Source organism: Pseudomonas sp. H1_A03 (assembly GCF_054685145.1).
In genome coordinates, this window is the sequence record NZ_CP162829.1 from 37,248 (window position 1) to 58,453 (window position 21,206).

16 protein-coding genes and 2 pseudogenes are annotated in these 21,206 nt (G+C 60.3%); 10 read left to right on the plus strand and 8 right to left on the minus strand.

Annotated elements, in window-relative coordinates:
• The first annotated feature begins 84 nt into the window (after window positions 1-84).
• The 5 genes and pseudogenes from AB4O35_RS00180 to AB4O35_RS00200 all read left to right on the plus strand — a co-directional run bounded on the left by AB4O35_RS00180 (window position 85) and on the right by AB4O35_RS00200 (window position 6,183).
• The gene (locus AB4O35_RS00180; protein ID WP_065945796.1) at window positions 85-2,649 is read left to right on the plus strand and encodes a TonB-dependent receptor; all 2,565 of its coding nucleotides are present in this window, start codon (window positions 85-87) and stop codon (window positions 2,647-2,649) included.
• A gap of 134 nt (window positions 2,650-2,783) precedes the next feature.
• Window positions 2,784-3,392, plus strand: coding sequence for a biliverdin-producing heme oxygenase (locus AB4O35_RS00185; protein ID WP_065873632.1), 609 nt, complete (start codon window positions 2,784-2,786; stop codon window positions 3,390-3,392).
• Between the two features lie 113 nt (window positions 3,393-3,505).
• Window positions 3,506-3,918, plus strand: a pseudogene (locus AB4O35_RS00190) (YbaN family protein).
• A 267-nt stretch (window positions 3,919-4,185) separates the two neighbouring features.
• Window positions 4,186-5,325, plus strand: a pseudogene (locus AB4O35_RS00195) (methyl-accepting chemotaxis protein); the annotation flags it as partial.
• 102 nt (window positions 5,326-5,427) lie between these two features.
• Complete coding sequence (locus AB4O35_RS00200; RefSeq protein WP_371905445.1) at window positions 5,428-6,183, plus strand: methyl-accepting chemotaxis protein; 756 nt, start codon at window positions 5,428-5,430, stop codon at window positions 6,181-6,183.
• A 136-nt stretch (window positions 6,184-6,319) separates the two neighbouring features.
• Here AB4O35_RS00200 and AB4O35_RS00205 read toward each other — a convergent pair whose 3' ends face one another.
• Window positions 6,320-6,883, minus strand: coding sequence for an NAD(P)H nitroreductase (locus AB4O35_RS00205; protein ID WP_065880778.1), 564 nt, complete (start codon window positions 6,881-6,883; stop codon window positions 6,320-6,322).
• 140 nt (window positions 6,884-7,023) lie between these two features.
• Between AB4O35_RS00205 and AB4O35_RS00210 the strand changes: the two genes are divergently transcribed.
• The 5 genes from AB4O35_RS00210 to AB4O35_RS00230 all read left to right on the plus strand — a co-directional run bounded on the left by AB4O35_RS00210 (window position 7,024) and on the right by AB4O35_RS00230 (window position 14,925).
• Entirely contained in the window at window positions 7,024-8,451 is a 1,428-nt protein-coding gene (locus tag AB4O35_RS00210; RefSeq protein WP_065889947.1) for a di-heme oxidoreductase family protein, read from the plus strand.
• A 31-nt stretch (window positions 8,452-8,482) separates the two neighbouring features.
• Window positions 8,483-9,547 carry an imelysin family protein gene (locus AB4O35_RS00215; RefSeq protein WP_065910325.1) on the plus strand — a complete coding sequence of 355 codons (1,065 nt, stop codon included), beginning with the start codon at window positions 8,483-8,485 and terminating at the stop codon, window positions 9,545-9,547.
• A 2-nt stretch (window positions 9,548-9,549) separates the two neighbouring features.
• Window positions 9,550-10,647: a DUF1513 domain-containing protein gene (locus tag AB4O35_RS00220; protein WP_065874587.1), complete on the plus strand. Its 1,098-nt coding sequence runs from the start codon at window positions 9,550-9,552 to the stop codon at window positions 10,645-10,647.
• Between the two features lie 117 nt (window positions 10,648-10,764).
• Window positions 10,765-11,895 (plus strand): efflux RND transporter periplasmic adaptor subunit, encoded by a 1,131-nt coding sequence (locus AB4O35_RS00225; RefSeq protein ID WP_065874586.1) that lies wholly within the window; start codon window positions 10,765-10,767, stop codon window positions 11,893-11,895.
• A 3-nt stretch (window positions 11,896-11,898) separates the two neighbouring features.
• Window positions 11,899-14,925 carry a multidrug efflux RND transporter permease subunit gene (locus AB4O35_RS00230; protein WP_065874585.1) on the plus strand — a complete coding sequence of 1,009 codons (3,027 nt, stop codon included), beginning with the start codon at window positions 11,899-11,901 and terminating at the stop codon, window positions 14,923-14,925.
• A 61-nt stretch (window positions 14,926-14,986) separates the two neighbouring features.
• Here the strand turns inward: AB4O35_RS00230 and AB4O35_RS00235 are convergent, their stop codons facing one another.
• The 7 genes from AB4O35_RS00235 to AB4O35_RS00265 form a co-directional block, all read right to left on the minus strand.
• On the minus strand, window positions 14,987-15,214 hold the full coding sequence (locus AB4O35_RS00235; RefSeq protein ID WP_049711701.1) for a hypothetical protein: 228 nt from the start codon (window positions 15,212-15,214) through the stop codon (window positions 14,987-14,989).
• On the minus strand, window positions 15,211-15,930 hold the full coding sequence (locus tag AB4O35_RS00240; RefSeq protein WP_065874584.1) for a lipopolysaccharide kinase InaA family protein: 720 nt from the start codon (window positions 15,928-15,930) through the stop codon (window positions 15,211-15,213). The genes AB4O35_RS00235 and AB4O35_RS00240 overlap by 4 nt, the downstream gene beginning before the upstream one ends.
• A 4-nt stretch (window positions 15,931-15,934) precedes the next feature.
• Complete coding sequence (locus AB4O35_RS00245; protein ID WP_065874583.1) at window positions 15,935-16,615, minus strand: class I SAM-dependent methyltransferase; 681 nt, start codon at window positions 16,613-16,615, stop codon at window positions 15,935-15,937.
• Between the two features lie 188 nt (window positions 16,616-16,803).
• A complete protein-coding gene (locus tag AB4O35_RS00250; protein ID WP_065874582.1) occupies window positions 16,804-18,084 on the minus strand; it encodes a sensor histidine kinase in 1,281 nt (426 codons plus the stop codon).
• Window positions 18,074-18,757, minus strand: a complete 684-nt coding sequence (gene colR, locus AB4O35_RS00255; RefSeq protein ID WP_049711697.1) for a two-component system response regulator ColR — start codon at window positions 18,755-18,757, stop codon at window positions 18,074-18,076. Before colR ends, AB4O35_RS00250 begins: the two co-directional genes overlap by 11 nt.
• A gap of 321 nt (window positions 18,758-19,078) precedes the next feature.
• Window positions 19,079-20,725 carry a chaperonin GroEL gene (gene groL / locus AB4O35_RS00260; protein WP_049711696.1) on the minus strand — a complete coding sequence of 549 codons (1,647 nt, stop codon included), beginning with the start codon at window positions 20,723-20,725 and terminating at the stop codon, window positions 19,079-19,081.
• A gap of 50 nt (window positions 20,726-20,775) precedes the next feature.
• On the minus strand, window positions 20,776-21,072 hold the full coding sequence (locus AB4O35_RS00265) for a co-chaperone GroES (RefSeq protein ID WP_003175874.1): 297 nt from the start codon (window positions 21,070-21,072) through the stop codon (window positions 20,776-20,778).
• Between the last annotated feature and the right edge of the window lie 134 nt (window positions 21,073-21,206).

A 21,206-nucleotide genomic window follows, 5' to 3' on the forward strand; every position in this document is an offset into this window, starting at 1 on the left:
TGGTACGTCTCGTCTTAGCCAATGCAACTGATTCCTATTTGTCTCGGTTCGCAACTATAAGATTCGTATCCCGGAGCGCTCTCGATGTCCTCTTGTTTCAACCGCCGGTCCTCCTCGCCCGTCCTGTCCGTGCTGACGGCGGCTATCCTGCTGGCAGCTGCGCCAGTGATGACGGCCGCTGCTGCCGAACCTGCGCCGCGCAGCCATGGCAATTACACCTTCAGCATCGAGCAGCAGCCGCTGGTCTCGGCACTCAACGCCTTTACCGCCGTCACCGGCTGGCAAGTCGGCCTGCCGGCGGAACTCGGCCAGGGCGTATCGTCCCCTGGCGCACGCGGCCCGTTGTCGCCGGAAAAAGCCCTGGATCGGCTGTTGGTGGGGACCAACCTGAGCTACCGCAAACTGGGCAACAACAACATCGTCCTGGAAAAGCGCGCAGCGGGAAGCACCCTCAACCTGCAGCAGGTGACTATCAGCGCCACCCGTAACGAGCAGGATGTAAACAGCGTGCCGAGCAGCGTCAGCGTGCATGAACGTGAGGAGCTGGACCGCCAGAACGTGAAAACCATTCGCGAGCTGGTGCGTTACGAGCCCAACGTCTCAGTAGGCGGCGCCGGCGGCCGTGCGAGCAACTCGGGCTACAACATTCGTGGCATTGACGGCGACCGCATCCTCACCCAGGTGGATGGCGTGGAAGTGCCGGACAATTTCTTCAACGGCCCTTACGCCAAGACCCGCCGCAATTACGTGGACCCGGAAATCGTCAAGCGCGTGGAAATCCTGCGCGGCCCGGCCTCGGCCCTGTATGGCAGCAGCGCCATTGGTGGCGCCGTCAGCTATTTCACCCTCGACCCGGATGACATCATCAAGCCCGGCCAGGACTTCGGCGCCCGCCTGAAGACCGGCTACAGCTCCGCCGACGAGAGCTGGTTGACCTCTGGCACCATCGCCGGGCGCGTGCAGGACTTCGACGGCTTGCTGCACTTGAGCCAGCGTAATGGTCACGAAATGGAATCCTACGACGGCAACAACGCCGCGGGCCTGGCGCGTACCGGCGCCAACCCCGAAGATGCGCGCACCACCAACGTGCTGGCCAAGCTGGGTTGGAATTATGGCGATGACAACCGACTGGGCCTGACTTACGAGAAGTTCAAGGACGATCGCGACGTCAACCTCAAGAATGCCGTGGGCGGCCCATTCACAGGCGGGCGCGGCTTCAACTTCTACCGGGCGCGGTCGGGCAACGACACCATCACCCGCGAACGTTTCGGTATCGAAAACCGCTTCGCCCTCGAATCGCCGATTGCCGATCACATCAAGACTAGCCTCAACTACCAGATCGCCAAGACCGACCAGACCACTGCCGAGATCTACCAGCCATCACGGCGTGTCTTGCGCACCCGCGAAACCCTTTATGAAGAAAAACAGTGGGTGTTCGACGCACAGTTGGACAAGGCCTTCAGCCTGGGTGAAACCGATCACCAACTGACCTATGGCACCACCCTCAAACAACAGAAGGTTACCGGCTCCCGCGAAGGCGCGGCGACCTGCCTGGCGGTCGGCAGCGGTTGCACGGCCATCGGCGCGCCCAGCCCGATTGCCAGCGACAGCGTGAAAAAAGCCAGCGACTTCCCGGACCCGACTATCAACACTTACTCGCTGTTCGCGCAGGACCAGATCACCTGGGACAAGTGGACCTTCCTGCCCGCGGTGCGCTATGACTACACCCAACTCAAGCCCAAGTTGACTGAAGAGTTCCTCAACACCGTCGACCCGACGCGGATCTACGCCCACAGTGACAAGGAAAAAACCTGGCACCGTGTGACGCCCAAATTCGGCCTGACCTACGCGCTGACCGATCACTACACCTGGTTTGGTCAATACGCTGAAGGTTTCCGCACACCGTCAGCCAAAGCCTTGTACGGCCGCTTCGAAAACCTGCAGCAGGGCTACACCGTCGAGCCCAACCCGGACCTCAAGCCGGAAAGCAGCAAAGGCGTGGAAACCGGGATTCGTGGCAACTTCGATTCCGGTTCGTTTGATATCGCCGTGTTCTACAACAAATACCGCAATTTCATCGACGAGGACGCCTCCGTCGCCGGCAGTACCTCACAGCAATTCGAAGCCAACAACATCAAGCACGCTACCATCAAGGGGATCGAAGCCAAAGGGCGCCTGAACCTTGACGCGTTTGGCGCACCGCAAGGCCTGTACACCCAGGGTTCGGTTGGCTACACCTATGGCCGCAACGACGATAATGGCGAGGCGCTCAACAGCGTCAACCCGCTCAAGGGCGTATTCGGCCTGGGCTACGACCAGGACAACTACGGTGGCGTGCTGAGCTGGACCCTGGTGAAAAAACAGAATCGCGTCGACAGCACCACCTTCCATGCGCCTGACGGCAGCACCACTGGCCCCTTCAAGACCCCAGGCTTCGGCATTGTCGACCTGACCGCCTTCTATAAGGTCACCCACGACGTGACCCTCAACGGTGGTCTCTACAACCTGACCGACAAGAAGTACTGGAACTGGGATGACGTGCGCAGCTACGACGGCGTCGGCGAGGCCGGTGTGACCTCGCCCGCCAACCTCGACCGCCTGACCCAGCCGGGTCGCAACTTTGCGATCAACGTGGTCTGGGACATCTAACGCGCACCACTCACCTCGTCGAAATTTCATCGCCGGGGTGAGGATTTTTTACTGTGCCGCGTCTTCTTGTTCGTCTAGTTGATAACCGCTCTCTTTAAGAGCAATAAGGCGCTCCCCTTCTCAAGGACTTATTCATGACCGCTTCTCCTACCGCAGAACGTCCAAGCCTGCGCTCCCAGCGCCTGAACCAGATCACGAACGAGCCGCACACCAAGCTCGACGCATTGGTCAAAGCCCACGCGCCGTTCGAGACACAGGCCAACTTCGCGCGTTTCGTGGTGGCGCAGTATCTGTTCCAGTCGGAACTGGTGGCCCTCTACAACGATGCCGAACTGATCAAGATCGTGCCGGACCTGGCGGAGCGCTGCCGTGCGGACGCCGCCAAGCTGGACCTGGCCGACCTGGACACCGAAGTGCCTGCGCCGGTGGCGGGCGCCGTGAAGAACCCGAGCAAGGCCGAAGCCCTCGGCTGGCTGTTCGTTTCCGAGGGCTCAAAGCTCGGCGCTGCGTTCCTGATCAAGCGCGCCGTGGGCCTGGGCCTGAGCGAAACCTTCGGTGCCCGTCACCTAAGTGAACCGGCCGGCGGTCGTGCCGAAGGCTGGAAGCGCTTCACCCGCACCCTCGACGCCTTGGCGTTCAGCGCCGAAGAGGAAGCCGCAGTGGAAAAAGGCGCGGTCGACGCGTTTGTACGCTTCACCGTCTTGTTGGAACAGGCGTACGCTAGCGCCCCTGAACTGGCGTAATGCTCCGGTAGAAACCGGATCAATGTGGGAGCTGGCTTGCCTAGCCAGCTCCCACCCTTGATTGCATTTCAACTCAAGCAATCTGTCTCTCTTTCCACCAGATAAGCTTCACCATGACCCGCAAACCCCAATCCACCTCGAAAATCGCGCAGATCCTCTTCGGCCTGCTGGCCTACGTCAGCCTGGGCATCGGATTAGTGGCGATTGTCATCCCGGGTTTGCCCACCACCGAATTCATCCTCTTAGCCGCCTGGGCCGCCACCAAAGTTCGCCGCGCCTCAGCGCCTGGCTGGAAAACCACCGGCTGTTCGGGCCGATCCTGTCCAACTGGCGCAACGGCAAGATCATCGCGCGGCGGGCCAAGGTGAGCGCCACCGTGAGCATGCTGCTCTGCGCGATCCTGATGCTGGTGATGCTCGACCACGGCTGGCCGATCTACCTGGCGATTGCCGGCATGAGCCTGGGCAACCTGTGGATCTGGTCACGCCCGGAACGGCTTGCACACCCCACAGAACGCTGCCTGTAGGCATTCTCCTACCGCTCATCGCTTGCTTCTCATGAATTGATTTATGACGCCGATGTTTCAGACATAGCGCCGAATGGACTTGGCTCTGCTGCTTGCATACCAATACGTCCATTCGCGAGTGAACCTATGTTCGACACCCTCTCCATCCGCTTGAAAATCGTGCTGTTGTCAGGCCTTTGCCTGTTGGGGGTGATAGCGCTGATCATCAGTATCAACCTGTACGAGACTGATCAGAACGATCACCTGATCAGCGATTCAAGCTCGCGAATGCTCACCAGCAGTGTGCAGAACCTGCTGCAAGCCAAGGCTGCCGAACAGGCGGTGCAACTGCAGAAAACCTTTGGCGAGAACCTGTTGGTGGTGACTGCCCTCGCCGACCAAGTCAAGGACTTGCGCAACCTCGCCGCCAAGCGCTCACTGGACCCCGGCGCGCTGCGAGAGGAACTCAACCAGAGTCTTAAAACCACCTTCGAACGCAACAGCAAGGTGCTCGGTATCTGGTTGTCGTTCGAGCCCAATGGGCTGGATGGCAAGGACAGCGAATTCATCGGCGACAAGGCTCGCGTGTCCAACGAAAAAGGCCGCTTCTCCAGCTACTGGAGCCGTGCCGGTGGCGAAGGCCTGAACACCATAATGGTCGAGGATGACCTGACCAAGACCGCCCTCAACCTCAGCGGCACGCCCTACAACATTTGGTACACCTGCCCACGAGACACCCGCAGCACATGCCTGCTGGACCCGTACGAAGACACCGTGGGCGGCAAGCCGGTGCTGATGACCACCATCTCCCTGCCGCTGATCGTGGACGGTAAAGTGATCGGCGTAGTCGGTGTCGATATCGCCCTCAACAGCCTGCAAACCCTCGCCGATGCTGCACAAAAGGAATTGTTCGAAGGCGCCGCGCAGTTGGAAGTCATTTCCAGCACCGGCCTGATTGCCGCCCACAGCGGCGAGCCGGCCAGGGTCGGCAAAAACCTGGTCGACACGCTCGGCGCCGAAGGCAAGGAAATCGTGCAACTGCTGGCCAGTAACAGCCACGTCAACCGCGAACAGGGCGACACGATCCGTGCGGTCTACGCGGTCAAACCTATCGCCGATGCAAAAGCCTGGGGCGTGGTGGTCAAGCTGCCCAAACACGTCATGCTTGCCGACGCCACGAAACTCCAAGGTGTGCTCGACAAAGCCCAGGCCAGCGGCACCCTCAAAGCCTTGCTGGTGGGCGCCGCCGCCGGCTTGCTCGGCTTGCTGCTGATCTGGCTGACCGCCACCGGCGTGACCCGTCCGATCAACAGCGTGGCCGCCATGCTCAAGGACATCGCCAGCGGTGACGGCGACCTCACCCAGCGCCTGGCCTATGCCAAGAAAGACGAGCTGGGCGAACTGGTGAACTGGTTCAACCGCTTCCTCGACAAGCTGCAGCCGACTATCGCGCAGATCAAGCAAAGCATCACCGAAGCGCGGGGCACTGCCGATCAGTCCTCGGCCATCGCGCGCCAGACCAGCGAAGGCATGCAGGTGCAGTTCCGCGAAATCGACCAGGTGGCCACGGCGTCCAATGAAATGAGCGCCACCGCCCATGACGTCGCTAACAGCGCGTCCAATGCCGCCAGCGCGGCACGCGGCGCCGACCAGTCGGCACGTGAAGGCATGCAGATCATTGAAAAGAGCACACGGGACATCACCACCCTGGCCGAGGAAGTCAGCAAGGCGGTGACGGAAGTCGAAGCCCTGGCGGTCAATAGCGAGCAGATCGGCTCGGTACTCGAAGTGATCCGCAGCATCGCCGAGCAGACCAACCTGCTGGCACTCAACGCTGCCATCGAAGCCGCGCGCGCCGGGGAAAGCGGTCGTGGGTTTGCGGTGGTGGCCGACGAAGTACGCAACCTGGCCAAGCGCACCCAGGATTCCGTGGAGGAAATCCGCCTGGTGATCGAACGCATCCAGAGCGGCACCCGTGGCGTAGTGGCGACCATGCATTCGAGCCAAAGCCAGGCCCAGAGCAATGCCGGGCAGATCCATCAAGCGGTGCAGGCCCTGGGCAAGATCAGCGATGCCGTCACGGTGATCAGCGACATGAACCTGCAGATCGCCAGCGCCGCCGAGCAACAAAGCGCCGTGGCCGAAGAGGTCAACCGCAACGTCTCGGCAATTCGTACCGTGACCGAAACCCTCACCGGGCAAGCCACCGAGTCGGCGGCGATCAGCAGCCAACTGAATGCATTGGCCAGCCAGCAGATGAAGTTGATGGATCAGTTCCGGGTGTAACCCGATCTTCAAAACAATGAAGATCAAAAATGTGGGAGCGGGCTTGCTCGCGAAAGCGGAGTGTCAGTCGGCACATGCATGACTGACACACAGCTTTCGCGAGCAAGCCCGCTCCCACATTTAGATCGCTTGTGGCTTAACGACCCGGCCAGGCCTGAACAAACGCCGCCACATCTTCCTTCGGCGCCGTACGCGGCGGGTTCTGCGGCGTGCCTAGGTAGAGGAAACCAATCACTTCCTCACCCGCCGCCAGCCCCAAGCCTTGAGCAACGTGCGCCGAGTAAGACAATTCGCCAGTGCGCCACACCGCACCAATGCCCTGGGCGTAGGCCGCCAACAGGATCCCATGGGCAGCGCAGGCTGCAGCCAGCAGTTGCTCGGACTTCGGCACCTTGGAATGTTCCTGCAAGCGGGCAATCACCACCAACACCAACGGCGCACGCAGCGGGCCATTCTGGGCTTTGTCGATGGCGGCTTGCGGCGCTTCAGCGTCTTGCAGGCGCGCCGCCTCAGCCAGCAACGTGCCCATTTGCTCGCGGGCGGCGCCTTCCACCGTCAGGAAACGCCAAGGGCGCAACTGCCCGTGGTCGGGCGCCCGCATGGCCGCGGCGAACAGCACGTCGCGCTGCTCCTGGGTCGGTGCCGGTTCCAGCAAACGCGGCACGGAAACACGGTTGAGCAAAGCGTCGAGAGCCTGCATTGGCCACCTCCAGAGAAAAATGTGCGGTCATTCTAGCGGGAATGAATCGGGATGCCACCAAACGATAATTGCTCTTATTCATTGCGCCCTGCCCTGTTAGACTTTGCGCCCATAATTTGCGCATTCGCTTAGGGATTTCGATGTTCCGTCCGTTTTTTCGCCTGTCCGCAGCACTGCTGGCCTTGAGCCTGACGGCCTGCGATGACGCGCCCAGGTTCACCAAGGCCGAGCCCGGTGAATCACGGGCGGGCGGCGCAGCGACGGTGAACAAGCGCGACCAGAACGCGTTTTCCCTGCCTTCGGCCAACTTGTCGGCCACGCGGCGCCTGGATTTCAGTGTGGGCAACAGCTTCTTTCGCAGCCCTTGGGTGATCGCGCCGTCCACCACCACGGCGCGTGATGGCCTGGGCCCGTTGTTCAATACGAATGCCTGCCAGAACTGCCATATAAAAGACGGCCGTGGGCATCCACCGTTGCCCGACGCACCGAATGCGGTGTCGATGCTGGTGCGCCTGTCCATTGAGAATAGCCCTGCGTATGCCAAGCTGATCGAACAGATCGGCGTAGTCCCTGAACCGGTCTACGGCGGGCAACTGCAAGACATGGCCGTGCCCGGCGTTGTGCCCGAAGGCAAGGTGCGGGTCGACTACACGCCGGTCAACGTTACCTTCAAGGACGGCACGGTAGTTGAACTACGCAAGCCGGACCTGCAAATCACCCAGCTTGGCTACGGCCCGATGCATCCGGATACACGCTTCTCCGCGCGCATCGCCCCGCCGATGATCGGCCTGGGCCTGCTGGAAGCCATCAGCGACGCCGATATCCTGCGCAACACCGACCCGAAGACCGCCGACAAAGAAGCCATCGTCGGCCGCGCCAATTGGGTCTGGGACGACGCCCAGCAAAAAACCGTGCTTGGGCGTTTCGGCTGGAAAGCCGGGCAACCCAACCTCAATCAACAAAATGTTCACGCGTTTTCTGGTGATATGGGCCTCACCACGTCCCTGAGACCGTTCGATGACTGCACCGATGCTCAAGTCGCCTGCAAGCAGGCGCCCAATGGCAATGGCCCCGACGGCGAGCCTGAAGTCAGCGACAACATTCTGCGCCTGGTGCTGTTCTACACGCGCAACCTGGCGGTGCCAGTGCGCCGCGACGTCAACTCGCCGCAAGTGCTGGCCGGTAAAAACCTGTTCTATCAAGCGGGCTGCCAGGGTTGCCACACACCCGCGTTCACCACGGCTGCCTCCGCCTCCGAACCTGAACTGGCCAGCCAAGTGATTCGCCCCTACAGCGACCTGCTGTTGCACGATATGGGCGACGGATTGGCCGACAACCGTAGCGAATTCAAGGCCGGTGGCCGCGACTGGCGCACGCCGCCGTTGTGGGGCATTGGCCTGACGCAAACCGTGAGTGATCACACCCAGTTCTTGCATGACGGCCGCGCGCGCAACCTGCTCGAAGCCGTGCTATGGCACGGCGGCGAAGCACAAGCGGCGCAGCAGCATGTGTTGTCTTTCAATGCCGAGCAGCGCGCTGCGTTGCTGGCGTTCCTGAATTCTTTATAAGCCTTGTCCCAATTACAGAAGGGAGCTCGACATGTTCCGTCCCAAGTTGTTGTTCACCAGCCTGGCCGCTCTCGCCCTCGGCGCTTGCTCACCGCAAGACCCGCAAGCAGTGACCTCGGCGGCTATCGCCAAGCAAGTGATTTTGCCGACCTACAGCCGTTGGGTTGAAGCCGACCGCCAACTGGCCGTCAGCGCCCTGGCTTACTGCCAAGGCAAGGAAAGCCTGGACACCGCGCGCGCCGACTTCCTGCATGCGCAAAAGGCCTGGGCCGAGTTGCAACCGCTGCTGATCGGCCCGCTGGCCGAGGGCAACCGTGCGTGGCAGGTGCAGTTCTGGCCGGACAAGAAGAACCTGGTCGGCCGCCAAGTCGAACAACTGGTCGCCAGCCAGCCACAGATCGACGGCGCGGCCCTGGCCAAGTCCAGCGTGGTCGTGCAAGGCCTGTCGGCCTACGAATACATCCTCTACGACGCCAAGACCGACATCGCCGACGACGCCCAAAAAGCCCGTTACTGCCCGCTGCTGGTGGCTATCGGCGACCGTCAGAAGGCCCTGGCCGAAGAAATCCTGGCCAGCTGGAACAGCACCGACGGCATGCTTGCGCAGATGACCAAGTTTCCTAACCAGCGCTACGCCGATTCCCACGAAGCCATCGCTGATCTGCTGCGCGTCCAGGTGACTGCGCTGGACACCCTGAAGAAAAAACTCGGCACGCCGATGGGCCGCCAGACCAAGGGTATCCCGCAGCCATTCCAGGCCGATGCGTGGCGCAGCCAGTCGTCCCTGCAAAGCCTCGAGGCCAGCCTCGCGGCGGCCCAGACTGTGTGGGTCGGCGTCGACAACAAAGGCCTGCGCGGCCTGTTGCCTGCCGAGCAGAAGCCGTTGGCCGACAAGATCGATGCCGCCTATGCCGCCTCGCTGAAGCTGTTCGACAGCAACCAGCGTACCCTCAACGAACTGCTGGCCGACGACGCCGGGCGCCAGCAGCTCAACGACATTTATGACAGCCTCAACGTTGTCCACCGCCTGCACGAAGGCGAACTGGCCAAGGCGCTGGGCATCCAACTGGGCTTCAATGCCAACGACGGTGACTGATAATGCTCAGGCGACAGGCTTTGGCGGTTGGCAGCATGCTGCTCAGCGCGCTCACCTTGGGTGGCTGGACGCTGTTCAAAAGCAAAGACAAAAGCCCGCTGCTGCTCTCGGCGCGCGATGATGCGGACGGCAAGCACTACGCTGTGGGCTATCGCCTGGACGGCAAGCAAGTGTTCGCCACCCAGGTCGGCCAGCGCTGTCACGACATCATCAACCACCCGACGCTGCCCATTGCGCTGTTTGTTGCCCGTCGCCCGGGCACTGAGAGTTATCTGATCGACCTGCGCAGTGGTGCGCTGCTGCAAACCATCACCTCCCATGCCAATCGCCACTTCTATGGCCATGCGGTCATTCACAAGAGCGGCGACTGGCTGTACGCCACCGAAAACGACACGTCCGACCCCGGCCGTGGCCTGCTCGGCGTGTACAGGTTCGAAGGCGAGCGGCTGGTGCACAGTGGCGAGATTTCCACCCATGGGATCGGCCCGCATCAGGTGTCGTGGATGCCCGACGGCGAAACCTTGGTGGTGGCCAACGGCGGCATTCGTACCGAAGCCGAAAGCCGCGTGGAGATGAACCTCAACGCCATGGAACCGAGCCTCGTGCTGATGCACCGCGACGGTACGCTGATCAGTAAGGAAACCCTCGGCCAGCAGATGAACAGCGTGCGCCATATGGGGATCGCCAGCGATGGCACCATCCTTACCGGGCAGCAGTTCATGGGGCCGTCCCAGGAGCGTTCCGAGTTGTTGGCGATCAAGCGACCGGGCCAGCCTTTCGTCGCGTTCCCAGTGGCCGACGAGCAGTTGCAGGCGATGGGGCACTACACCGCCAGCGTCGCGGTGCACAGCGAATTGCGCCTGGTGGCGTTGACCGCCCCACGGGGCAACCGCTTCTTTATCTGGGACATGGACAGTGGCGAGCTGCGCCTGGATGGACCATTGCCCGACTGTGCCGGTGTCGGCGCCGTCGAGGATGGCTTTGTCGTGACCTCGGGCCAAGGCCGTTGCCGGTTCTACGATTGCCGTCAGAAACAGTTGGCAGCAAAACCGTTGGAATTGCCGGCAGGGCTCTGGGATAACCATCTGCATCTGATCTGACGCACCCCTCTGAACAGGGCCAGTCCTGGCCCTGTTCCCGGTGATAAACACCGTCTGGAATACCCACTACACTTCTACAAAAAAATCGTCTGCCAAAGTTTTCCAGGGAACCGGAATATGCTGCGCCGTCGCATGCTGATCATGTTGGGTATCGTCCTGTTAATCGTCCTGCTGCTGGGGGGCTACAAAGCCTTTTCCATCTACCAGCAGATCCAGGTCTTTTCCACGCCAAAACCGGCGGTCAGCGTGGCGGTCGCGACGGTGGTCGAACAACCCTGGCAACAGCGCCTTCCATCCGTCGGCTCACTCAAAGCCCTGCAAGGTGTGAACCTGAGCCTGGAGGTGGCCGGCACGGTCAAGGAGGTGCAGTTCGAGTCCGGGCAGAAGGTCAAGGCCGGACAACCGCTGGTGCAACTCGACAGCGCAGTGGAAAGCGCCCTGCTGGAAACCGCCCAGGCTGACCTCGGGCTGGCCCAGCTGGATTATGGTCGCGGCAGCCAACTGGTGGGCAGCCAGGCGATTTCCAAAGGCGAGTTCGACCGCCTCTCCGCGCAACTGCAAAAGAACAAGGCCACGGTCAATCAGCTCAAGGCTTCGCTGGCAAAAAAACACATTGTCGCGCCCTTCAGCGGCACCATCGGCATTCGCCAGGTGGATGTGGGTGACTACCTGGCCAGTGGCACGGTGATCGCTACCTTGCAGGACATCAGCAGCCTCTACGTCGACTTCTACATCCCCGAACATGCCGTGCCCAAGCTCGCCCTCGGGCAAGCCGTGCAGGTGCAAGTGTCGGCTTACCCAGGCCAGCCATTCTCCGGCAAGGTCAGTGCAATCAACCCCAAGGTCGAGAACAGCACCCGCAACGTGCTGGTGCGCGCCACCTTGGCCAATCCTGACGGCAAGCTGCTGCCCGGCATGTTCACCAGCCTGGACGTGCTGCTGCCCAATCCCGCCCCGCAAATCGTGGTACCGGAAGGCGCGATCACCTACACCCTCTACGGCAACTCGGTGTACGCCGTGGCCGAGAAAAAAACCGAGCATGGTGAGGTCGAAAAAGACACCAGCGGCAAGCCGCTGCTGATCGCAGAACGGCGGTTCGTCGAGACCGGTGAGCGGCGCGGCGGCCTGGTGCTGGTGAGCAAAGGCCTGAGAGCCGGTGAGCAGGTGGTCAGCGCCGGCCAGTTGAAACTGGATAACGGCACACCCATCGCCATCAGCCCGGACAAAAACCAGCCGGCAGGGCACTAGGCCATGAAGTTCACAGACGCCTTTATCCGCCGTCCGGTGCTGGCCATGGTGGTCAGCCTGCTGATTGTGCTGCTGGGTTTCCAGGCCTACAGCAAGCTGCCGCTGCGCCAATACCCGAGTATGGAAAACGCCCTGATCACGGTGACCACCGCCTACCCCGGCGCGAATGCCGAGACCATCCAGGGCTATATCACCCAACCGCTGCAGCAAAGCCTGGCCAGCGCCGAAGGCATCGACTACATGACCTCGGTGAGTCGCCAGAACTTTTCGGTGATCTCGATCTACGCGCGCATCGGTTCCAACAGCGACCGCCTGTTCACCGAATTGCTGGCCAAGGCCAACGAGGTGAAGAATAAACTGCCGCAAGACGCCGAAGACCCAGTGTTAAGCAAAGAGGCCGCTGACGCCTCGGCGCTGATGTACATCAGTTTCTCCAGCCAGCAGTTGAGCAACCCGCAGATCACCGATTACCTGTCACGGGTGATCCAGCCCAAGCTCGCCACACTGCCGGGCATGGCCGAGGCGGAGATCCTTGGCAACCAGGTGTTCGCCATGCGCATCTGGCTCGACCCGGTGAAACTGGCAGGCTTCGGCCTCAGCGCCAGTGACATCACCGACGCCGTGCGCCGCTACAACTTCCTGTCCGCCGCCGGCGAGGTGAAGGGCGAGTTCGTGGTCACCAGCGTCAACGCCAACACCGACCTCAAGTCCGCCGACGCCTTTGGTGCGATCACCGTCAAAACCGACGGCGACAGCCGCGTCCTGTTGCGCGACGTGGCCCGGGTGGAAATGGGCGCGGAGAACTACAACGCCATCAGCTCGTTTGGCGGAACGCCGTCGGTGTACATCGGCATCAAGGCCACGCCCAGCGCCAACCCGCTGGATGTGATCAAGGAAGTGCGCAAGATCATGCCGGAGTTGGAATCCCAGCTCCCACCCAACCTCAAGGCGGAAATTGCCTACGACGCCACGCTGTTTATCCAGGCGTCCATCAACGAGGTGGTCAAGACCCTGTTTGAAGCCGTATTGATCGTGATCGTAGTGGTATTCCTGTTTCTGGGCGCCCTGCGATCGGTGGTGATCCCAGTGATTACCATCCCGTTGTCGATGATCGGTGTGCTGTTTTTCATGCAGTTGATGGGCTACTCGATCAACCTGCTGACACTGTTGGCGATGGTGCTGGCCATCGGCCTGGTGGTGGACGATGCCATCGTGGTGGTGGAAAACATTCACCGGCATATCGAGGACGGCAAGACACCGCTGGATGCGGCACTGGAAGGCGCGCGGGAGATTGCCCTGCCGGTGGTGTCGATGACCGTCACCCTGGCGGCAGTGTATGCGCCCATTGGTTTTCTCGAAGGGCTCACCGGCGCACTGTTCAAGGAGTTCGCCCTGACCCTGGCGGGAGCGGTGATCATCTCCGGCATTGTTGCCCTGACCTTGTCGCCGATGATGTGCGCGCTGCTATTGCGCCACGATGAAAACCCTTCGGGCCTGGCCCATCGCCTCGACCGGATTTTCGACAGCCTCAAGCGCCGCTACCAGCGCATGCTGCATGGCACCCTGAACACGCGGCCGGTGGTGATCGTGTTTGCGTTGATCGTACTGTGCCTGATCCCGGTGTTCCTCAAGTTTACCCAGTCGCAACTGGCCCCCGACGAAGACCAGGGCATCATCTTCATGATGGCCAGCGCACCGCAGCCGACCAACCTGGAATACCTCAACACCTACACCGACGAGTTCATCAAGATTTTCAAGGAGTTCCCGGAGTACTACTCGTCGTTCCAGATCAACGGTTTCAACGGTGTGCAATCGGGCATCGGTGGCTTCCTGCTCAAACCGTGGAACGAGCGCGACCGCACCCAGATGCAGATACTCCCCGAGGTACAAAGCCGCCTGGAGCAGATTCCGGGCCTGCAAGTATTCGGCTTCAACCTGCCCTCCCTGCCGGGCACGGGCGAAGGGTTGCCGTTTGGCTTTGTGATCAACACGGCCAACGATTATGCCTCGTTGCTCGAAGTGGCCAACCGCGTGAAGAAACGCGCGATGGAGTCAGGCAAATTTGCCTTCGTCGATATCGACTTGGCATTCGACAAACCCGAAGTGGTGGTGGATATCGACCGCGCCAAGGCCGCGCAGATGGGCGTGTCGATGCAAGACCTCGGCGGCACCCTCGCAACGCTATTGGCCGAGGCGGAAATCAACCGATTCACCCTCGATGGACGCAGCTACAAAGTGATCGCCCAGGTAGAGCGCGCCTACCGCGACAACCCCGACTGGCTGAACAACTACTACGTAAAGAATAACCAGGGCGAACTGCTGCCGTTGTCGACCTTGATCACCCTCACCGACCGCGCTCGTCCTCGGCAATTGAACCAGTTCCAGCAACTCAATTCGGCACTGATCTCGGGGTTTCCCATCGTGAGCATGGGCGAGGCCATCGACACGGTGCGCCAGATCGCCCTTGAAGAAACCCCACCCGGCTATGCGTTCGACTACAGCGGTGCGTCGCGGCAATTCATCCAGGAAGGCACGGCGCTGTGGGTCACGTTTGGCCTGGCCTTGGCGATCATCTTCCTGGTGCTGGCGGCGCAATTCGAGAGCTTTCGTGACCCTCTGGTGATCCTGGTGACAGTGCCGTTGTCGATCTGCGGAGCGCTGATTCCGCTATTCCTGGGCTGGTCGAGCATGAACATCTACACCCAGGTCGGCCTGGTGACACTGATCGGCTTGATCAGCAAACACGGCATCCTGATCGTGGAATTCGCCAACCAACTGCGCAAAGACAAGGGCCTGACGCCACGGCAGGCAGTGGAGGAAGCGGCGGCGATTCGCTTGCGGCCGGTGTTGATGACCACCGCGGCAATGGTATTCGGCATGGTGCCGTTGATTTTCGCGACAGGGGCAGGTGCGGTGAGCCGGTTTGATATCGGAATGGTGATTGCCACGGGGATGTCGATCGGCACACTGTTTACGCTGTTTGTATTGCCCTGCGTGTACACCCTGCTAGCCAAACCGGATACGCCTTGAACCTACAAAGCAAAAAAAGGGCCTCGCATCGCAAGGCCCTTTTCTGGGGGTTTGAATCGTTTCAACTCTGTGGCCTCATCCCTTGAGACATTCCAAACATAAACAGCAACAACTCGTGATCAGGCTTTACCGCCGTGCTCGCCTTGGCGACGCGCGGCAACGGGCATTGCGCGCCACCCTGCATTGCGCTGAGCACCTGTGTGCGAGGCTGCTCCCACGCCGCCAGCGCCAAGGCTGCAACGCCCAGCGCCCCGACCAAAAACAAACCTCGTGCTATTTCTAGCTTCATCTGGTTAAACCCTTGATAGCGCTGCCAAACGCCGTCTCGTAAAAGTAGCTGAGTTTTTTCCAGTCGGCATCGCTCCACGACGAATGGCGGCGCAATTGCAGCATGTCATGGGAGGCTGCCCGATAAGCGGTCAAGCGCTGGCGGCATTTCTCGAAATCCAGCAGCGCCACTTCAACATTGGCCGAATCACCTTCGCCTGTCACCCGCACAAAAATATGCTTGATGTACAGACAGCCATGCTGCCAACGCCCCTTGTGCATGCGCGCCAGGGTGCCAGCCAATTCCTTGAGCACGCGTTCATGCACCTGCTCGCCGTATTGCTCGCGGCCACCGGCGGCGTACCAGTTTTCAATTTCGTCAAAGCCATCAAGGGCTGCGGTCACCAGCAGTGCCTGCCAACGGTGCTCGGGGTCGCGGCGCGCCTCGCAAAAGACCATTTCCGGAACGCGTACGTCCAACAGGCGCAGGCCTTTGATGGCATCGCGTTCACGCAGCACGGTGGGACGGCCGAAGGGGTGCAGCCAACTGCGGTAGATATGCCCGGTCTGGCGCTTGCTATAGAGCAAACGTCCATTGGAGCTTGTCACGCGCTGCACGCCACTTTCACCGCCGCGCCGGCGGTTGGGCTCTTCGACCCATTCGCCCTGCTGGCGCCAGAAATAATCGAATCGCTCTTCGGGCGCTACGTGACTGCCTGCTACGCACTCAACTGCCATCCTGTTACCTCTTGCGTAATACGTACACCCGCCACATGGCGTAGAGCGGTATGAAGTCCAGGGATTCCTGAACGCGAAAGCCGGCTTCCTCGAACTCCGCTTCGACAGTAGCAGCCGGTAACACAAATCTGTTTTGGTAACCTTCCTGCTCACCGTTCTTGCGACGCTGCCCTTCGAGACGCTTGCGTTTCCAGGCTTTGAAATTGCCATCGACCCACAGCGAAATGATCACGCTGTCACGGGTAACACGCTGAAACTCCCGCAATATCGCCAGCCGATGCGCCGGATCACCAATGTGGTGCAACAGGCGCATACAAAAAATGCTATCGACGGCGTTATCCGGCAGATCGATATCAAACGCAGACGTTTGCAAAGGCCGTACCCGTTTCACCACTTCGGCGGGCTGGGCGACCGTTGCCACCTTCAACATCGAGGCGGAATTGTCAGCACCGATGATCACACGGTTGGGTTTTTCGGCCAGCAGCGGCCAGAAGCGCCCGGCACCGCAGGGCAGGTCCAGCACCAAGCCAGGCTCACCGGCCATCGCCAGCGCGCCACGGGCCAATTGCTCGTCGCGCTTATGGGACAGCCGGCGTGCCAGATTGTCCTGATGCTTGAGCAAATATTCGTGGGCGTGCTCGTCGTCGTACTTTTTCGAAAATTCGAGCTTTATCGGGGTAGACATCTACGGATCTCCAGTTGCTGATGCCTACAACCTTAAGCAGCAATCTGTGATCAACAGGTCAACCCGTTGTGAAAAACTTGTCCTGTCCAATCCCATACATTTCAAGACTTTACAGACACAAGCAATAGCATCGGGCCATTTTCGCCGAATTACGGTGATGTCTGGCAGGATAACGGTAGGGGGTGGAGTCAGGCGTTGACCTGACTCAGTTGCACATGAAAGCGGCAGCCGTTGGGCTCCATGGTGCTGAGGCTCACGCTCCAGCCCTGGTTCTCGCAGATGCGCTGGACCAGAGACAAACCCAGGCCCAAGCCGTCACCGCGCTTCTCGTTGCCGCGCACGAACGGCTCGAACATCGCTTCGCGCTTGTCTTCGGGAATCCCCACACCGGAGTCTTCCACCACAAAACCACTGGGCTCCAGGGTCAGGCGGATAAAACCGTGTTCGGTGTAATGCAAGGCATTGCGCAGCAGGTTGCCCATTACCGCGTGCAGGAACGTCGCGTTGTACCGGGTATCCAAGGGGTTGCCCGGCTGGTAGATCAACTCCAGGCCCTTGCGCTCAATGGGCTCGCGCCAGATACCGAGCAGATCATCGGCGACCTGCTCCAGGCTGACCTGGGGCGACATGGTGCCGTCGTCATGCTCCGCGCGGGCCAGCATCAGGAAGGTCTGCACCAGTTCACGCATTTCCTCACAGGCACGGGCGATCCGCTCGACCTGGTTACGCCCACGCTGATCGATGGCCGGGTTTTCCAGCAGCAGTTCGCAGGAACTGGCCAGCACCATCAACGGGGTGCGCAACTCGTGGCTGACATCACTGGTGAACATCTGCTCTCGAGACAGGGCCTGACGCAGGCGGCCCAGCGTGGCATCGAAGGCCACGGCCAGCTCACCCACTTCGTCAGCCGCGTAATCTGGCGCCAGAGGGGGTGCCAAACCCAGCAATTGGTCACGGTGACGTACTTGGCGAGCCAGGCGCACCACCGGTGCCATCACTTTGCGCGCCAACACCCACCCCAGGAAAACTGCCAGCGCCAGACTGAGTACGAAACCCACCAGCACCACGGCAAACAGCACGCGTTCGCGCTCTTCGAAATCGCTTTGGTCCTGCAACAACACGTAGCGCCGGCCGTCGACCACTTCAACCATGGCGTGGTAAGACAGCGACTCGCGGAATACTTCGTGGAAACCGGGTTCGAGGTGACGCAGATCCTTGGGCAATTCAAAATCGCCGGGACCTCCGCTGAAGTAAAACAGCTGGTCCGGCTCGGGCCGGTGGCGCCAGTCCTCGACGGTATCCATCAGCAACAGGCGCTGCAGGTCACCGCCCAGGCCGGCCGAGATCAGTTTTTCTTCCACCAGGTGCACAGTCGCGACGATGCCCATGGCGAAGGCGCCCGCCACCAATGCACTCATCAAGGCAAAGGCAATGATGATCCGTTGGGCAAGGCTCTGCTTAAACTCCATCACGCCCCTCGGCCAAGCGATAACCGACACCGTGCACGGTTTGCAGCAATGGCTTGGCGAACGGTTTATCGATCACTTGGCGCAATTGGTGGACGTGGCTGCGCAGACTGTCGCTGTCCGGGCAGTCGTCGCCCCACAGCGCTTCTTCAAGGATTTCGCGGCGCAGCACGTGCGGGCTCTTCTGCATCAGCACCGCCAGCAGTTTCAGGCCGACCGGGTTGAGCTTGAGCAGGCGCCCTTCGCGGGTGACTTCCAGGGTGTCGAGGTCGTAGCTCAGGTCAGCCACCTGCAGTGTGCGACGACCGCCGCCCTGTGCACGGCGCAGTACGGCTTCGATCCGCGCCGCCAATTCCGACAGGGCAAAGGGTTTGAGCAGGTAATCGTCGGCGCCAGACTTGAAGCCTTGCAGCCGATCATCCAGTTGATCGCGGGCGGTGAGCATGATCACCGGCGTGTCACGGCGCGCATCTTCGCGCAGGCGCTTGCACAGGGTGTAGCCATCGATGCCGGGCAGCATGATGTCGAGCACGATCAAATCGTAATGTTCAGTGGCAGCCAAGTGCAGGCCCGACAAACCGTCCTGCGCACAGTCAACGGTATAACCCTTCAACCCCAGGTAATCCGCCAAGTTGGCGAGGATATCGCGGTTGTCTTCAACCAATAAAATTCGCATGGGAGTGTCTCCGTACGCGGTAGCAGCCGTGTTGGCTCGCGCAGCTTAAGGCCAAGTGTGGCTCAGGGATAGGCCTGGAGGGCACGCTGATAAAGCTTTTCAACCAAGATTTATAGTGAACGAGATTTTCACTATGGCTTCACACAGTGGCGACAGTGCCAGGGCGAAAATTTGCGGTTAATTCAACGTTTCATCGGTTCGCAGTGCGCCATCGCAGGCAAGTCAGCTCCCACAGTTGACTGCAATTCAAACTCAAACAATAAAAAAGCCCCGCCTGCATCACTGCAGGCGGGGCTTTTTCAGTACGGGGGTAAGGCTGGCTTACATCATGCCGCCCATGCCACCCATGCCGCCCATGTCTGGCATACCGCCACCGCCAGCGCCTTCAGCCTTAGGCTTGTCAGCAATGGCAGCTTCGGTGGTCAGGATCAGGCCACCGATGGAGGCAGCAGCTTGCAATGCCGAACGAGTCACCTTGGTAGGGTCCAGGATGCCCATTTCGATCATGTCGCCGTAGACGCCAGTCGCAGCGTTGTAACCGTAGTTACCTTTGCCGTTCTTGACTTCGTTGACCACAACGCTTGGCTCGTCGCCGGAGTTGGCAGCGATCTGGCGCAGCGGTGCTTCAACAGCACGACGCAGCACAGCAATACCGACGTTCTGGTCAGCGTTGTCGCCGGTCAGGTTAGTCAGGGCTTCCAGTGCACGGATCAGCGCAACGCCACCGCCAGGTACCACGCCTTCTTCAACGGCTGCACGGGTTGCGTGCAGGGCGTCTTCAACGCGGGCTTTCTTCTCTTTCATTTCAACTTCGGAACCCGCGCCAACCTTGATCACTGCAACGCCGCCGGACAGCTTGGCCAGACGCTCTTGCAGTTTTTCACGGTCGTAGTCGGACGAAGTCTCGGCAACCTGGGCGCGGATCTGAGTGATGCGCGATTGGATGTCGCCTTCAACGCCAGCACCGTCAACGATGATGGTGTTTTCCTTGGAGATGGTCACGCGCTTGGCACTACCCAGGTTTTCCAGGGTGGCGCTTTCCAGGCTCAGGCCGATCTCTTCGGAGATAACGGTACCGCCGGTCAGAACAGCGATGTCCTGCAGCATGGCCTTGCGACGGTCGCCGAAGCCTGGAGCCTTGACGGCTGCGACTTTAACGATGCCGCGCATGTTGTTCACAACCAGCGTCGCCAGGGCTTCGCCTTCAACGTCTTCGGAAACGATCAGCAGTGGGCGGCCGGCTTTGGCAACGGCTTCCAGTACTGGCAGCATTTCGCGGATGTTGGAGATCTTTTTGTCGACCAGCAGGATCAGCGGGCTGTCCAGCTCGGCAACCATGGTTTCAGGCTTGTTGACGAAGTACGGGGACAGGTAGCCACGGTCGAACTGCATGCCTTCTACAACCGACAGTTCGTTTTCCAGGCCAGTGCCTTCTTCAACGGTGATCACGCCTTCTTTGCCGACTTTTTCCATGGCTTCGGCAATGATGTCGCCGATGGAGCTGTCGGAGTTGGCAGAGATGGTACCCACCTGTGCAATAGCCTTGGTGTCAGCGCATGGCTTGGACAGGTTTTTCAGCTCAGCAACGATGGCGATGGTCGCCTTGTCGATGCCGCGCTTGAGGTCCATCGGGTTCATGCCGGCAGCGACGGCTTTGTAGCCTTCGTTGACGATTGCCTGAGCCAGAACGGTAGCGGTTGTGGTGCCGTCGCCTGCGTCATCGTTGGCACGGGAGGCAACGTCTTTGACCAGTTGCGCGCCCATGTTTTCGAAACGGTCTTCGAGTTCGATTTCTTTTGCTACCGAAACGCCGTCTTTGGTGATGGTCGGAGCGCCGAAGCTCTTCTCGATGATCACGTTACGGCCTTTAGGGCCCAAGGTCGCTTTTACTGCGTCAGCCAGGATGTTGACACCGGTGAGCATTTTTTTGCGGGCGGAATCGCCGAATTTAACTTCTTTAGCAGCCATGATCGATATTCCTTAAATACTTTGGAGTAACGGGAAAATGAGCGGGGAAATCAGTCTTCCAGAACAGCGAGAATCTCGTTCTCAGCCATAACCAGCAGGTCTTCGCCGTCGACTTTCACAGTGTTGCTGCCGGAGTAAGGACCAAATACAACCTTGTCACCGACTTTAACGGCCAGCGCACGCACGTCACCGTTTTCCAGGGTCTTGCCTGGGCCTGCAGCGACGATCACACCGTGGTTGGCTTTTTCAGCAGCCGAACCTGGCAGAACGATACCGCCAGCGGTTTTCTTTTCTTCTTCGCTGCGACGGATTACGACGCGGTCGTGCAGAGGACGAAGCTTGCTCATTGTCGATCTCTCCTAATTGTGTTTTTCATCGGCCGGTATCAGTACCGGCAGGTTGTATTCCGGCGGTGCCGGTCGCGCCTCGCCAAGCAAGACGCGGAAGTCTGTCTGGTGTCACCACCAGAAACCTTGCGGTG

Excerpts from the sequence above, each read along its gene's own strand:
- AB4O35_RS00180 (WP_065945796.1), top strand. The coding sequence starts at position 85 with ATGTCCTCTTGTTTCAACCGCCGGTCCTCCTCGCCCGTCCTGTCCGTG.
- AB4O35_RS00185 (WP_065873632.1), top strand. The coding sequence starts at position 2,784 with ATGACCGCTTCTCCTACCGCAGAACGTCCAAGCCTGCGCTCCCAGCGC.
- AB4O35_RS00200 (WP_371905445.1), top strand. The coding sequence starts at position 5,428 with ATGCAGGTGCAGTTCCGCGAAATCGACCAGGTGGCCACGGCGTCCAAT.
- AB4O35_RS00205 (WP_065880778.1), bottom strand. The coding sequence starts at position 6,883 with ATGCAGGCTCTCGACGCTTTGCTCAACCGTGTTTCCGTGCCGCGTTTG.
- AB4O35_RS00210 (WP_065889947.1), top strand. The coding sequence starts at position 7,024 with ATGTTCCGTCCGTTTTTTCGCCTGTCCGCAGCACTGCTGGCCTTGAGC.
- AB4O35_RS00215 (WP_065910325.1), top strand. The coding sequence starts at position 8,483 with ATGTTCCGTCCCAAGTTGTTGTTCACCAGCCTGGCCGCTCTCGCCCTC.
- AB4O35_RS00220 (WP_065874587.1), top strand. The coding sequence starts at position 9,550 with ATGCTCAGGCGACAGGCTTTGGCGGTTGGCAGCATGCTGCTCAGCGCG.
- AB4O35_RS00225 (WP_065874586.1), top strand. The coding sequence starts at position 10,765 with ATGCTGCGCCGTCGCATGCTGATCATGTTGGGTATCGTCCTGTTAATC.
- AB4O35_RS00230 (WP_065874585.1), top strand. The coding sequence starts at position 11,899 with ATGAAGTTCACAGACGCCTTTATCCGCCGTCCGGTGCTGGCCATGGTG.
- AB4O35_RS00235 (WP_049711701.1), bottom strand. The coding sequence starts at position 15,214 with ATGAAGCTAGAAATAGCACGAGGTTTGTTTTTGGTCGGGGCGCTGGGC.
- AB4O35_RS00240 (WP_065874584.1), bottom strand. The coding sequence starts at position 15,930 with ATGGCAGTTGAGTGCGTAGCAGGCAGTCACGTAGCGCCCGAAGAGCGA.
- AB4O35_RS00245 (WP_065874583.1), bottom strand. The coding sequence starts at position 16,615 with ATGTCTACCCCGATAAAGCTCGAATTTTCGAAAAAGTACGACGACGAG.
- AB4O35_RS00250 (WP_065874582.1), bottom strand. The coding sequence starts at position 18,084 with ATGGAGTTTAAGCAGAGCCTTGCCCAACGGATCATCATTGCCTTTGCC.
- colR (WP_049711697.1), bottom strand. The coding sequence starts at position 18,757 with ATGCGAATTTTATTGGTTGAAGACAACCGCGATATCCTCGCCAACTTG.
- groL (WP_049711696.1), bottom strand. The coding sequence starts at position 20,725 with ATGGCTGCTAAAGAAGTTAAATTCGGCGATTCCGCCCGCAAAAAAATG.
- AB4O35_RS00265 (WP_003175874.1), bottom strand. The coding sequence starts at position 21,072 with ATGAGCAAGCTTCGTCCTCTGCACGACCGCGTCGTAATCCGTCGCAGC.